This is a genomic window from Thalassobaculum sp., assembly GCF_040219615.1.
Lineage (GTDB): Bacteria > Pseudomonadota > Alphaproteobacteria > Thalassobaculales > Thalassobaculaceae > Thalassobaculum_A.
On the sequence record NZ_JAVJSE010000038.1, the window covers coordinates 489,924 to 503,807 of the forward strand.

12 protein-coding genes are annotated in these 13,884 nt (G+C 69.3%); 10 read left to right on the forward strand and 2 right to left on the reverse strand.

What is annotated here, in order from left to right; all coding sequences use genetic code 11:
- Positions 1 to 82 precede the first annotated feature (82 nt).
- The 5 genes from RIC31_RS21120 to RIC31_RS21140 all read left to right on the forward strand — a co-directional run bounded on the left by RIC31_RS21120 (position 83) and on the right by RIC31_RS21140 (position 6,059).
- On the forward strand, positions 83 to 3,286 hold the full coding sequence (locus RIC31_RS21120; protein ID WP_350112416.1) for a formate dehydrogenase subunit alpha: 3,204 nt from the start codon (positions 83 to 85) through the stop codon (positions 3,284 to 3,286).
- 14 nt (positions 3,287 to 3,300) lie between these two features.
- Positions 3,301 to 3,900, forward strand: a complete 600-nt coding sequence (fdh3B, locus tag RIC31_RS21125) for a formate dehydrogenase FDH3 subunit beta (protein WP_350112419.1) — start codon at positions 3,301 to 3,303, stop codon at positions 3,898 to 3,900.
- A gap of 15 nt (positions 3,901 to 3,915) precedes the next feature.
- Complete coding sequence (locus RIC31_RS21130; RefSeq protein ID WP_350112422.1) at positions 3,916 to 5,130, forward strand: formate dehydrogenase subunit gamma; 1,215 nt, start codon at positions 3,916 to 3,918, stop codon at positions 5,128 to 5,130.
- A 13-nt stretch (positions 5,131 to 5,143) separates the two neighbouring features.
- The gene (locus RIC31_RS21135; RefSeq protein ID WP_350112425.1) at positions 5,144 to 5,281 is read left to right on the forward strand and encodes a hypothetical protein; all 138 of its coding nucleotides are present in this window, start codon (positions 5,144 to 5,146) and stop codon (positions 5,279 to 5,281) included.
- 109 nt (positions 5,282 to 5,390) lie between these two features.
- Positions 5,391 to 6,059, forward strand: a complete 669-nt coding sequence (locus tag RIC31_RS21140) for a dienelactone hydrolase family protein (RefSeq protein ID WP_350112428.1) — start codon at positions 5,391 to 5,393, stop codon at positions 6,057 to 6,059.
- Positions 6,060 to 6,069: 10 nt separating this feature from the next.
- Here RIC31_RS21140 and RIC31_RS21145 read toward each other — a convergent pair whose 3' ends face one another.
- Positions 6,070 to 7,029, reverse strand: a complete 960-nt coding sequence (locus tag RIC31_RS21145; protein ID WP_350112430.1) for a zinc metalloprotease HtpX — start codon at positions 7,027 to 7,029, stop codon at positions 6,070 to 6,072.
- Positions 7,030 to 7,245: 216 nt separating this feature from the next.
- On the opposite strand from RIC31_RS21145, the gene RIC31_RS21150 reads away from it, so the two are divergent.
- From RIC31_RS21150 to RIC31_RS21170, 5 genes are all read left to right on the forward strand, one after another.
- A complete protein-coding gene (locus tag RIC31_RS21150; protein WP_350112433.1) occupies positions 7,246 to 8,220 on the forward strand; it encodes a tripartite tricarboxylate transporter substrate binding protein in 975 nt (324 codons plus the stop codon).
- A gap of 43 nt (positions 8,221 to 8,263) precedes the next feature.
- The gene (locus tag RIC31_RS21155; RefSeq protein ID WP_350112436.1) at positions 8,264 to 8,740 is read left to right on the forward strand and encodes a tripartite tricarboxylate transporter TctB family protein; all 477 of its coding nucleotides are present in this window, start codon (positions 8,264 to 8,266) and stop codon (positions 8,738 to 8,740) included.
- Positions 8,741 to 8,750: 10 nt separating this feature from the next.
- Positions 8,751 to 10,256: a tripartite tricarboxylate transporter permease gene (locus RIC31_RS21160; protein WP_350112439.1), complete on the forward strand. Its 1,506-nt coding sequence runs from the start codon at positions 8,751 to 8,753 to the stop codon at positions 10,254 to 10,256.
- 39 nt (positions 10,257 to 10,295) lie between these two features.
- Complete coding sequence (locus RIC31_RS21165) at positions 10,296 to 11,663, forward strand: serine hydrolase domain-containing protein (RefSeq protein ID WP_350112442.1); 1,368 nt, start codon at positions 10,296 to 10,298, stop codon at positions 11,661 to 11,663.
- Between the two features lie 267 nt (positions 11,664 to 11,930).
- Entirely contained in the window at positions 11,931 to 12,815 is an 885-nt protein-coding gene (locus RIC31_RS21170) for a CmcJ/NvfI family oxidoreductase (RefSeq protein WP_350112445.1), read from the forward strand.
- 84 nt (positions 12,816 to 12,899) lie between these two features.
- Here the strand turns inward: RIC31_RS21170 and RIC31_RS21175 are convergent, their stop codons facing one another.
- Positions 12,900 to 13,598: a hypothetical protein gene (locus RIC31_RS21175; protein WP_350112448.1), complete on the reverse strand. Its 699-nt coding sequence runs from the start codon at positions 13,596 to 13,598 to the stop codon at positions 12,900 to 12,902.
- Positions 13,599 to 13,884: the final 286 nt, after the last annotated feature.

The window sequence follows — 13,884 nt, forward strand, 5'->3', positions numbered from 1 at the left end:
AGCCAAAGCCGGGAACCCGTTCTGAACTCATACGTTGCCGGTCCGTTATCCAGACAACGTCTTCGTTGCGAGGAGAACGGGAATGCTGCGCAGGAAGGGCGTGTCCGGCCCCTCCCGGCCGAGAGTTCAAGTCACCGTCACACCTCAGGGCGCGACGGTCGATCGGCGGACGTTCCTCAGGAACTCCGGTATTGCCGTCGGCGGCGTCGCGCTGGCCTCGAGCTTCGGCCCGGGGACCCTCCGAAAGGCGGAGGCCGCCCAGCCTGCCCCGTCGTCGATCGAGCGCCGCAAGACCATCTGCCCGTTCTGCGCGGTCGGCTGCTCGATCTGGGCCGAGGTCGAGAACGGCGCCTGGATCGGACAGGAGCCGGCGTTCGAGAGCCCGGTCAACATGGGCACGCACTGCGCCAAGGGCGCCGCCACCCGTGAGCTGGCGATCGGGCATCGCCGGCTCAAGTATCCGACCAAGCTGGTGCAGGGTCGCTGGCAGCGCGTCAGCTGGGAGCAGGCGATCGCCGAAATCGGCGACCGGATGCTGCAGATCCGGGAGGAGTCGGGGCCGGATTCGGTCTACTGGCTCGGCTCGGCCAAGTTCTCCAACGAGGCCGCCTACCTGTTCCGCAAGTTCGCCGCGCTGTGGGGCACCAACAACGTCGACCACCAGGCCCGCATCTGCCACTCCACCACCGTGGCCGGCGTCGCCAACAGCTTCGGCTACGGGGCGATGACCAATTCCTTAAACGACATTCACAATTCGAAGTCGATCTTCCTGCTCGGCGGCAACCCGGCCGAGGCCCATCCGGTATCGATGCTGCACCTGCTGAGGGCCAAGGAGACCGGCGCCAAGCTGATCGTCGTCGACCCGCGCTTCACCCGCACCGCCGCGCATGCCGACGAGTATGTGCGGGTGCGCACCGGAACCGACGTCGCGTTCCTGTGGGGCGTGCTCTGGGTGATCCTGGAGAACGGCTGGGAGGACAAGGAGTACCTCAGGCAACGCGTGTTCGGGTTCGACGACTTCCGCAAGGTCGTCGCGGACTATCCGCCCGACGAGGTCTCGGACATAACCGGTGTACCGAGCGACCAGATCGAGCGGGTCGCAAGGCTCGTCGCCGAGAATCGCCCCGGCACGCTGATCTGGTGCATGGGTCTCACCCAGTCGACGATCGGCAACAACAACACCCGCGCCGCCTCGATCTTCCAGCTGGCGCTCGGCAATGTCGGCCGGGTCGGCGGCGGCACCAATATCTTCCGCGGCCACGACAACGTGCAGGGCGCCACCGACCTCGGCGTCCTGTGCCACACCCTGCCAGCCTACTATGGGCTGACCACCGGCGCCTGGAAGCACTGGGCCCGGGTCTGGGACGTCGACTACGAGTGGCTGAAGGGCCGGTTCGCCTCCCAGGACCTGATGGAGGCCGACGGGATCCCGGTGTCGCGGTGGTTCGACGGCGCGCTGGAGGACAAGGAGAACCTCGAGCAGCCGGACAACGTCAGGGCCATGGTGTTCTGGGGCCACGCCCCGAACTCGCAGTCGCGCGGCCCCGATGTAAAGGCCGGGCTCGAGAAGGTCGACCTGCTGGTGGTCGTCGACCCGGTGCCGACCCTGTCCGCGGTCCTGGCCGACCGCCGGGACGGCGTCTACCTGCTGCCGGCCGGGTCGACCATGGAGATCGCCGGCTCGGTCACCAACTCGCAGCGCGCCCTGCAGTGGCGCGAGAAGGTTATCGAGCCGATGTTCGAGGCCAAGGGCGACTACGAGATCATGGCGCTGTTCGCCGAGAAGCTCGGCTTCGCGGAGCAACTGCTGAAGCACATCGCAGTCGAGAACGGCGAGCCGGTGCCCGAGGACATCCTGCGCGAGATCAACCGCGGGACCTGGACCATCGGCTACACTGGCCAGTCGCCGGAGCGCCTGAAGCTGCACATGCAGCACCAGGACAAGTTCGACACCACGACGCTCCTGGGCATGAGCGGCCCGGTGAAGGGCGAGTATTACGGCCTGCCCTGGCCGAGTTGGGGACCGCCGGAGATGAAGCATCCCGGCACCCGCAACCTGTGGGATCCGTCCCTGCCGGTCGCCGCTGGCGGGTTGCCGTTCAGGGCCCGCTGGGGCGTCGAGCACGACGGCCACAACCTGCTGGCCGAGGGCTCCTTCCCGCCCGGCTCCGAGATCGAGGACGGCTACCCCGAGTTCACCTATGCCGTTCTCGAGAAGCTGGGCTGGCACCGGGAGCTGACGCCGCGCGAGCGGCTGGTGATCGCCGCGGTCGCCGCCGGATCGTTCGAGCCGGGGATGCTGGAACTCTCCGACACCACGGCCGGGCGGCGTTTGCGGGAGGTGCTCGAGGCGCACGCCGTGAAGTCCCCGCCGCCGGGCGAGAACGGCCATCTCGGCCTGACGGAAGGCGATTCCACCTCGGGTCCGACCGGCATCACACAGACCGACCCGTTGGCCGAGGCGGCCGCGCAGACCTATGAGGCGTTCACGCCCGAGAATATCGAGAAGGGCAAGTCCGGCGGCCAGGATTCCGGCACCGGCAAGGCCGACTCCGGCGGCGGCGGCGAGCATGCCGGCGCGAAGATGAGCGACGGTCACAGCTTCGCCGGAAAGCTGCTTCGGGTGAACTGGAAGACCGACCTGTCGGGCGGCATCCAGCGGGTGGCCATCGCCCATGGCTGCGCGCCGTTCGGGAACGGCAAGGCGCGTGCGGTGGTCTGGAACTTCCCGGACCCGATTCCCGTGCATCGCGAACCGCTCTACAGCCCGCGCCGCGACCTGGTTGCGCGCTACCCGACCTACAAGGACCGCCGGAAGTACCGCCTGCCGGTGCTGTACGAAACCGTCCAGAAGCGCGACTTCACCCGCGACTTTCCGCTGATCCTGACCTCCGGGCGGCTTGTGGAGTACGAAGGCGGCGGCGACGAGACCCGCTCCAACATGTGGCTGGCCGAGCTGCAGCAGGAGATGTTCGCCGAGGTCAACCCCGAGGACGCCCGGGCCAACGGTATCGCCGACGGCGACATGATCTGGCTGTCGACCCCGGAGACCGCCCGTATCCGGGTCGCCGCCATGATCACCCGGCGGGTCGGCCGGGGAACCGTGTTCCTGCCGTTCCACTTCGGCGGCTTCTACCAGGGCCGCGACCTGTCGGAGAAGTACCCGCCCGGCACCGTTCCCTACGTCGTCGGCGAGGCCGCCAACACGGTCGCGACCTACGGCTACGACGTCGTGACATTCATGCAGGAGACCAAGGGCACGCTCTGCCGCATCGAACCGGCCTGAGGAGGCGATAGGCCATGGCGAGAATGAAATTTCTGTGCGACGCCGAACGCTGCATCGAATGCAACGCCTGCACCACCGCCTGCAAGAACGAGCACGAGGTGCCCTGGGGCATCCAGCGCCGCCGCCTGATCACCGTCAACGACGGCGAACCAGGCGAGAAGTCACTCTCGGTGTCCTGCATGCACTGCACCGACGCCCCGTGCATCGCGGTCTGCCCGGTGTCCTGCATCTACCAGACCGACCTGGGCATCGTGTTGCACGACAAGGACATCTGCATCGGCTGCGGCTACTGCTTCTACGCCTGCCCGTTCGGCGCCCCGCAGTTCCCGAAGGCGTCGAACTTCGGGTCGCGCGGCAAGATGGACAAGTGCACGTTCTGCGCCGGCGGCCCCGAGGCCGACGGATCCGAGACCGAGTATCGCAAGTACGGCCGCAACCGGATCGCCGAAGGCAAGCTGCCGCTGTGCGCCGAGGTCTGCTCGACACGCGCCCTGCTGGGTGGCGACGGCGACGTGGTCGCCGACATCTACAAGGAACGCGTGATCCGCCGCGACTACGGCAGCGGCGCCTGGGGTTGGTCGACCGCCTACTACGGCCCGAACCGGCGGAGCTGACCGAAGGAGAGAGCGATGCTCCGGACCATTGCCACAACCGTCACGGCCGCCCTGGTCGTCCTGCTGGTCTACACGGTCTACCTCGCCGCTGTTTCCGACGACCTGGTGGTGCCATCCAACGGTGTGATCGGAAAAGCGGCGGTGGACGATCCGGCCGAGGGCAATGCCGACCTGCAGGCGCTCAGGGCGCGGACCGGTTTGCAACGCTGGCGGGCGGAGTCCGGCCCGAGTCCCGAGCAGTCGTCTCCCGCCGGCGCCCCCTCCGCGACGCGCGGCGCGGGAACACCGGCAGACAGCGCGGACGTCGCACGGCTCGACGGCGGTGCCCGGGTGCGCGACTGGCTGAACCGCGAGGCCGGCCAGTCGGGCCTGCTTCAGGCCCCGGAGCGGGTCGAAGGCCACACCACCCTGCCCGGCCCGGTCAAGGATGTCTTCGTACAGCCGGCCGGCCGCGACTGGCGCAGTGCCCGCAACGGGCCGATCGTGTTCGGCGGGGCGCTCTACATGGTGGGGGTCCTGACGCTGCTGGCCGTGTTCCTGGCGATCCGCGGCCGGGTGCCGATCAAGGAAGGGTTCAGCGGCCGATCGGTCCGACGGTTCGATGCCTTCGAGCGGGCCAACCACTGGATGACGGCCGTCGGCTTCGTGCTGCTGGCGCTCACCGGCCTGATCCTGCTTTACGGCAAGTCGCTGATCCGCCCGTGGCTCGGTCCCGACGCCTTCGGAGACCTGGCGGAGGGGAGCGCCTGGCTGCACATGGCGCTGATCCTGCCGTTCGCGCTCGGCCTGATCGGCATGATCGTGGCCTGGCTCTGGCAGAACCTGCCTGCCAGGGTCGACCTGGAGTGGCTGAAGCAGGGCGGCGGAATGCTTCGCGCCGACGGCCCCAATCCCCCGGCCGACCGGTTCAACGCCGGACAGAAGCTGATCTTCTGGGCCGTGATCCTCGGCGGCATCACCCTGATCGCCAGCGGTGTCGCCATGATGTTCCCGTTCCTGTGGGCCGGCTATGCCGGCATGCAGCTCGCCCAGAGCATCCACGCGATCGTCGCCCTGGCGATGATCGGGGTCATCTTCGGCCACATCTACATCGGCACCGTCGGCATGGTCGGCGCGTTCGACGCCATGTGGAGCGGCCGGGTCGACCGGAACTGGGCGAAGGAGCACCACAGCCTGTGGTACCGGCGGCTCGTCGGATCCGAGCAGCCGCCGAGTCGACCGGCAGAATGACGGAGGCCGCGGCATGAAGGCATTTCTAACCGGACTCACCGTCGTCGTGGTCCTGGCCGCTGTCGCCGCCGGGGCCTACGACCGGCTGGCCGTGGAAACCACGACCGGGTTCGCGCCGCGCCCGCAGGTGCACGCCGATGGCGGGCGCTGAAGGTCCGCCCCCGGACCGATGTTCTCTTCTACCCCCGCGCCAACTGTGCAAACTTCCCGGCGATGTCCGACACGCCGATCCGGCAGCCGATATTCCGGGAGGAACCGCCATGGCCGACACCCTGACCCTGACCGCCGAGGACGGGCACAAGCTCGCCGCCTATCTCGCCCAGCCGGACGGCCGTCCGAAGGGCGGCGTGGTGGTCATCCAGGAGATCTTCGGGGTCAACAGCCACGTCCGCGCGGTCGCCGACGACTACGCGGCCCAGGGCTATCTGGCGATCGCGCCGGCGCTGTTCGACCGGGTGATGCCGGGAATCGAGCTCGGCTACAGCGAGGACGACGTTACCAAGGGCCGCGAAGTCCGGGGCCAGGTGCGGAACGAGGACGCGCTGCTCGACATCGCGGCGGCGTCCGAGGCGGTGAAGTCGGCCGGGCGGATCGCCGCCGTCGGCTACTGCTGGGGCGGCACCCTCGCCTGGTTGACCGCGACCCGGCTCGACGGGTTCTCGGCGGTCGCCTCCTACTACGGCGGCGGCATCGGCACCTTCGCGGCCGAGAAGCCGCATTGCCCGGTGATCCTGCATTTCGGCGAGAACGACCACGCCATCCCGATGACCGAGGTCGACGCGGTCCGCCAGGCGCATCCCGAGCTGCCGGTGCACGTCTACCCGGCCGGCCACGGCTTCAACTGCGACCAGCGCGGCAGCTTCGAGCCGAAGAGCGCCGAGATCGCCCGCGAGCGCACCCTGGCGTTCTTCGCCAAGAACCTCGGCTGAGGTCCGCCCCTCAATACCAGAGGCCGGGCCAGCGCCAGCGCGGCGCGGCGCCGACCACGCGATAGCCGCCGGGCAGCACGACCGGGCCGGGCCGGTCGTCGGTCCGGCGCGGTCGCTCCCCGGACAGCGCCATCAGGCGGCGCACCCGCTCGTCGGTCGGCGGGTGGGTGCGCAGCAGCGACGGGTCCGGGACGTTGCGGCCGGGCAGCAGCAGGCTTTCCCAGATGCGGCCCTGTCGGCGCTCCAGCTTCAGCAGTGCCGAGGCCAGGCCCTCGGGATCGCCCGAAAGCCCGACCGCGTCGATGTCGGCCTCGTACTCCCGGGCCCGCGAGAGCGCCAGCTGCAGCAGGCTCATCGCGGTCGGCGACAGCACCAGGACCAGCACCAGCGACCACGGCACCGTGACCGCGCCGGCCAGCACCAGCGGCAGGTTCAGGAGCAGCAGGATCATGCCGACCTGGGACAGCACCGCGGTCGCCCGGCTCATGGCGTCGGCCAGGTTCATGATCCACAGGTCGTTGTTGACGATGTGGCTGATCTCGTGCGCCAGGACACCGGCGAGCTCACGTTCCGTCAGGGTCCGCAGCATCCCGTCGCTGACGGCGATCGCGGCGTCGCGCCGGTTGCCGACCGCGAAGGCGTTGGCCACCGCGCTCGGAACGTAGTGCAGCCGCGGCACGCCCGGCAGCCCGGCCCGCCGGCTCAGCGCGTCGAGCAGGGCATAGCCCTCGGGGAACTCATGCCTGGCTACCGGCTGCGCCCGATACAACGACAGCACCAGGCCGGACGGGATCGACGGCGTCACGACCATGGCGATCGCGACCGCCGCCATCGCCCAGAGCACGCCCTCCCAGCCCCAGATCGCCCAGGCGCAGACCGCCGCGATCAGCGCCATGCCCAGCACCAGCAGCACCGAGTGCAGGACGTTGCGCAGCTTGTGCAGGCGCTGTCGCCGATCGCCCGTCGTCATGATGTTCTCCCGACTCGAACCGGTAACGTAGGAACGATCACCATCCGGTGAAGGGATCCACCGCGGCTCTGGACATCGGCCAGGGTCCAGGAGATCGTTGCCATGCCCACGATTGATGACGTTTCGACGTATCACCAAGTCGTCAGACGTATGGTTATCTGATCTATCGTGATGATAGCCTTCCGGGAAAATGATCACAGTCGGGAGGAAACCCTCATGAATCGCATGCTTTCCGCCGCCGTGGCCGGTCTGGCCCTGGCCGGCGCCGCGCTGTTCGGCCCGTCGGCCCAGGCCGCCTACCCCGAGCGGCCGATCACCGTCATCGTTCCCTGGGGCGCCGGCGGTGGAACCGATGCCACCGGCCGGATGATCGCCAAGATCATGCAGGACGAGCTCGGCGTGCCGGTCAACGTGGTCAACCGCACCGGCGGCAGCGGCGTGGTCGGCCACCAGGCGATCGCCTCGGCCAAGCCGGACGGCTACACCATCGGCATCGTCACGGTCGAGATCGCGATGATGCACTGGGTCGGCCTGACCGACCTGGACTACAAGGCCTACACGCCGATCGCGCTGTACAACGCCGACCCGGCCGGGGTCTCGGTCAACGCCGATTCCAAGTTCACCGACGTCAAGCAGATCCTCGACGCAGCCAAGGCGAACCCCGGCAAGATGAAGGGCTCCGGCACCGGCCAGGGCGGCATCTGGCACCTGGCGCTGGCCGGCATGCTGGTCGAGGCCGGCCTGGATCCGAACACCATCCCGTGGGTGCCGTCGCAGGGCGCCGCCCCGGGCCTCGCCGACCTGGCGGCCGGCGGCATCGACGTGGTCACCGCCTCGGTGGTCGAGACCCGCGCGCTGAAGGAGGCCGGCAAGGTCAAGGTGCTGGCGGTGATGGCGGATGAGCGCCTGCCGGCGTTCCCGGACGTCCCGACCCTGAAGGAGGCCGGCGGCCCCGACTGGAAGACCGCCGCGTGGCGGACCGTGGCCGGCCCGAAGGGTCTGCCGGACGACGTCACCGCCAAGCTCTCGGCGACCATCGAGAAGGTCTACAAGAGCAAGGAGTTCCAGGACTTCATGGCGGGCCGCGGCTTCGGCCTGACCTGGGCCGATGCGGCCGGGCTGGCCAAGCACTACGAGGCGGCCGATGCCAGCTTCGGCAAGGTCCTGAAGGCCGTCGGCCTCGCGAAGTAACGCGCGTCCGGCATTCGTTCGACCGACATACCCGGGTGGCGCAATGCGCTTCAACGACGCGATCATCGGCGGCATTCTCATCGCCTTCGCGCTGGTGGCGGGCTACGCCACCCGGGACTTCCCGCAGATCCCAGGCCAGTCCTACGGGGCCGCCCTGTTTCCCCGCCTGCTGTGCGGCGGGTTCGCGATCTGCGGCCTGTTGCTGATCCTTTCCGGGCGGCGCCAGCGGGCAGCCCGCGGACCATGGCTCGATCTCGACGACTGGGCGCGAACGCTGTCCGGCCCGCTGACCCTGGCCATCACCGTCGGCGGCGTCGTCTTCTACATCCTGGTCTCCGAGTGGCTCGGCTTCATCCCGACCGCTTTCCTGATGAGCGCCGCCCTGCTCCTGCGCCTGCGCGGCCGCTGGGTCAGCTCACTCGCCATCGCCGCGATCGTGACGCTGGCGATCCACCAGATCTTTTACGGACTGCTGCTCGTGCCGCTGCCCTGGGGCGTGCTCGAGCCGCTGGTGTTCTGAGGCATCGGTCATGGACGCGTTCCTGCTGGCACTGCCACTTGTGTTCCAACCCAACGTCCTGGCAGTCATGGCCCTGGCCGCGATTTTCGGCCTGTTCGTCGGGTCGGTTCCCGGGCTGACCGCCACCATGGCGACAGCGCTGCTGGTGCCGCTGACCTTCTTCATGGACCCGGTGCCGGCGATCGCCGCCATGGTGACGGCGACCGCCATGGCGATCTTCGCCGGCGACATCCCGGGCGCCCTGCTGCGCGTCCCCGGTACTCCGGCCTCGGCCGCCTACGCCGCCGAGGCTTACGCCATGACCCGCAAGGGACTGGCAGAGCGCGCGCTCGGCACCAGCCTGGTCGGCTCGGCGATCGGCGGCATGTTCGGCACCGTCGTCCTGGTGATCTCGGCGCCCCAGCTCGCCGAGGTGGCGCTGCAGTTCACCCAGTTCGAGTATTTCTGGCTGGCCTGCCTGGGACTCAGCTGCGCGGTCTTCGTCTCGACCGCCTCGCCGGTCAAGGGCACGGTGTCGCTGCTGATCGGGCTGATGATGGCGACCGTCGGAATCGACATCACCGCCGGCCACCCGCGCTACACCTTCGGCATCCCCGACCTGCTCGGCGGCATCGCCTTCATTCCGGCGATGATCGGCATGTTCGCGGTCGCCGAGATCCTGCGCAACGTGGTCTCGACCGCGCCGGTGGAACCGCCTCGGCTGGAGCATCTGTTCCGGGTGTTCCAGGGCCTCGGCGGCGTGTTCATGCGCTACTGGCGCGGGCTGGTGCGCGGCAGTGTGCTGGGCACCGCGGTCGGCATCCTGCCGGGCGCCGGCGGCGACATCGCCGCCTGGGTCGCCTATGCGCTCAGCAAGAAGCTGTCGAAGGAGCCGAAGAAGTTCGGCACCGGCCATGTCGAAGGCATCGTCGACGCCGGCGCCGCCAACAACGCCGCGCTCAGCGGCGCCTGGGTTCCGGCCCTGGTGTTCGGCATTCCCGGCGACTCCATCACCGCGATCGTGATCGGCGTGCTGTACGTCAAGGGCATGAACCCCGGCCCGACGGTGTTCCTGCAGAACCCGGAACTGATCTACGGCGTGTTCATCACCTTCTTCCTGGCCAACATCGTGCTGATCCCGTTCGGCTTCGCCGCGATCGGCCTGGCCCGCCACATCCTGCGGATCCCGCGCAGCATCGTGTGGCCCATCGTGCTGCTGTTCTCGATGGTCGGTGCCTACGCCATCGACAACAGCCTGTTCGGTATTGTCGTCATGCTGACGGTCGGGGTCCTGGCCTTCCTGATGGAGGAGAACGGCTTTCCGGTCGCCCCGGCGATCCTCGGCCTGGTGCTGGGGCCGATGCTGGAAGGCAACTTCATGACGGCGATGATCAAGGCTGACGGCAACCTGCTCGGGTTCTTCGAGCGTCCGATCGCGGCTGTCCTCGGCGTCATCACCCTGCTGCTCTGGGCGACCCCTCTGATCCTGGTTGCGCTGCGCCGCGCCCGGCTACGCGCCGCCGGCGAACGGGGATAGACTGCCGCCTCCCGACAAACGGCGAGGCGGACGACGGACATGCAGGGTTGGCTCACCGCGGCACTCGACTACATCCCGCGCTGGCTCGAGCACCAGATGCGCCTATCGGAACAACCCGGCTGCGCGATCGCGGTCGCGTATCGCGGCAGGGTCGTTCTGGAGCGGGCGTTCGGCCACGCCAACCTGAGAACCGGCGAGCTACTCACGCCGCGCCACCGCTTCCGGGTCGCCTCGCATTCCAAGACCTTCACCGCCGCCGGCATCCTGAAGCTGCGCGAGGCCGACCGGCTGCGCCTGGACGACCCGGTCGGCCGCTACGTCGACGGCCTGCATCCGAAGGTGGCGGCGGCGACCATCGGCCAGCTGCTGTCGCACAGCGCCGGGCTGATCCGTGACGGCCTCGACGCCGGGCAGTGGCAGGACCGCCGTCCCTATCTCGACGAGGCCGAGCTGCGGGCCGCGCTCGCCGAGCCACCGGTGCTGCCGGCCGGCAGCCGGTTCAAGTACTCCAACCACGGCTTCGGCCTGCTGGGGCTGGCGATCGAGCGGGTCACCGGCAAGCCGTACCGGGAGTGGATCGCGCGCAATGTCGTCGCCCGGGCCGGGCTGCAGGAGACCGTGCCCGACATGCCGGTCCCGGCGGGCGCCCCGATGGTCGGCGGCCACAGCGGCAAGCTGCCGCTCGGCCGCCGGCTGGTGGTGCCCGGGACCAACGACACGAGGGCGCTGTCGTCGGCCACCGGCTTCGTGTCGACCGCCGGCGACCTCGCCCGGTTCTTCGCCGGCCTCGACCCGGCCGCCCGGCGCAGCGTGCTGTCGCCGGAGAGCCGGCGCGAGATGGTGCGCCGGCACTGGCACGAGGAGCACTCCAGCCTCGCCCGCCACTACGGCCTCGGCACGATCCTCGGCAGGGTCGGCGACTGGGAGTGGTTCGGCCACGCCGGCGGCTTCCAGAGCTGCATCAGCCGCACGGTGGTCCTGCCCGGCCGCGACCTGGCGGTGTCGGTGCTGACCAACGCGGTCGACGGCTACGCCCACCAGTGGTCGGACGGCGCCGTCCACATCCTGCGCGGCTTCGCGAAGCGCGGCGCCCCGACCGCGAAGACCCGCGACTGGGCCGGCCGCTGGTGGGGGCTGTGGGGTTCCACGGACCTGGTGCCGATGCGCGACCACGTCCTGATATGCACCCCGAACCTGGTCAACCCGTTCCTGGATGCCGGCGAGATCGCGGTCACCGGCCCCGACGCCGGCACCATCCGGCTGGCCGGCGGCTTTGCCAATCACGGCGAGACCGCCCGACTGGTCCGCGACGGCGACGGCAAGGTGGCCGAGGTCTGGCTGGGCGGCGGCAAGTGGCTGCCGGAGGCCGCGATGGCGGCGGAGATGGTGCGGCGCTACGAAGGGTAGGCAGCCGTCGAGGCGATGGCGGGTCGCACCCGGCGACGGTCCGGCGGCGTGAGCGGGACTCCGCAGGCCGGGATCACGCCGTCCGCTTGAGCCTTGTTCAGTCCGAAGCCCCCCAGCTTGCTCCCACCAGAACCAGGGCTTGAATTCTGTTCAAGTAATCCTGAACTGAACTCGTTGGCGACCGGTGCCGCCCTTCCCCACCTTCCTGGCATCGAACGTCGGCGACAGGTGCCCCCACCGCCGCCGCGCCAACCGAGGAAGCAAGCCATGAGCGTCCAGACCGCACACCGGCCCGCGACATCCACCCCCGGTCTCTCGACCCGCGCCTCCATCGCCGCGATCGAGGCCACGCTGACCTTCATCACCCCGTCCGACACCAAGCCGTCGTTCCACAGTTCGGCACTCACCGGTGGCGCACCGCGAGTTCTGTTCGAGACCGAGCGGCACACCGTTCCGATCCACGACATGCGGCCGCTGGCCGGCACCCTGTCGCTCGACCGCGAGGGCTTCGAGCTGCTGCGCCGGCCGACCGCGGTCGAGGACCTGTATGACGACGAGGCCGTCGAGACCCGCTACTACGCCGAGGTCGAGGCGCTGCTGAAGGAGGCCCTGGGCGCCACCCGGGTGGTGATCTTCGACGCGACCCGCCGGTCCGACGCCGGCCCGGGCGCCCCGAACCGCGACGGTGCCCGCGGCCCGGCCGGCCGGGTCCATGTCGACTACACCGAGAAGAGCGGCCCGCAGCGGCTCAGGGACCTGCTCGGCGAGGCTGAAGCGGCGCGGCTGGCGGCGTCCGGCGCGCGCATCGTCCAGGTCAATGCCTGGCGGCCGATCCGCGGCCCGGTCGAGCGCTCGCCGCTGGCCCTGGCCGACGCCTCGAGCGTGCGGCCGGAGGACCTGATCGCCACCGACCAGGTGTTCCCGAACCGGGTCGGCGAAATCTACCACCTCGCCCACGAGACCGGTCAGCGCTGGTACTACGCGCCCTGGATGACGGCCGACGAGGTGCTGCTGATCAAGGGCTGGGACAGCCTCGACGACGGCCGCGCCCGGTTCACCCCGCACAGCGCCTTCGAGCAGCCCGACGCGCCGGCGGACGCCGCCCCGCGCGAGAGCATCGAGGTCCGCACCCTGGCGATCATCGAGGACTGAACACCACGTGCTGCCGCCCCTCTCCCGCCTCGGCGCCCGGATTCGCGAGCGCCGAGGCGGGTCCGGCAGGTCACGACCGGCCGGCTAGGCAGCGGCGGTCCGGGCCGTTCCGGTATCGGGTGCCTGGAACAGCGCCAGGCCCTGATCCAGGAACGACAGGGCATCGTGCACGATCATCAACGGCGGGTGGTATCCGAACCACATCGGGATATCCGCGCCGTCGTGGTGCCAGACGATCCCGGGCTCGGTGATCGAGAGCCGGTAGCGCTGGCCGATGCCCTTGCGCATGACCTGCTCGGGCATCATCGCGAACACGTGGTCGACTCCCCAGCACTCCACGGCGATCGCCCTGCCCAGCAAGGGCAGCATCGGCACCAGCAGGTGGCTGAGCGGCGTGCCCCTGTAGGCCTTGGAGACCCAGATCCCGCCGGAGAAGCCGACCGACCCGCGCATGGCATGGAACCACTGGCGGGCCTTCGGGCCTTCGATCCGCAGGTGGTCGTCGGACCCGTCGAAGTACAGCCCCGGGCCTTCCATCACCTCGCTCATGCTCGGATGCGCGTCGAACAAGGCGCATGCGTAGGTGCCGATCTTTCGGCCCTGGTGCTTGACCACGATGCAGGTTCCCCGCGATGCGCGGGTGAACCGGTTGTCGTACGCGCCGAAGGTGTAGCCGCCCTCCCGATCGACCTGCCCGAAGGCCTGGAAATCGCCGTGGACCGACAAGGTCGCCCCGAACTCGGCGGCGACGCTCGCGCGCGCCTGACGCAGCAACTTTCGCAAGAGGTACGAGCCTTCTCGCTCAATGTCCGTCTTGCGGATATTGGGCGTCTGATGTTTCATGAACTTCCTCCGTTGGTTGTCGTCGCGCAATGCGACGCCTCACTGTACGGGGGAGCGATCCGAAAGCGCGATTCGTCGATTGGCGGCTCCCCCCTTCGCCAACCGGAACGTATCTTCGCAGGATGGTGACTCAGGAGGCCCGGTCGCACATGCGGGACTGGTGGAACGGTCAATCGGACATATTCAAGGGATCAGCGTGCCTGTCCGGAGCGGGTGCCGCCTTCGT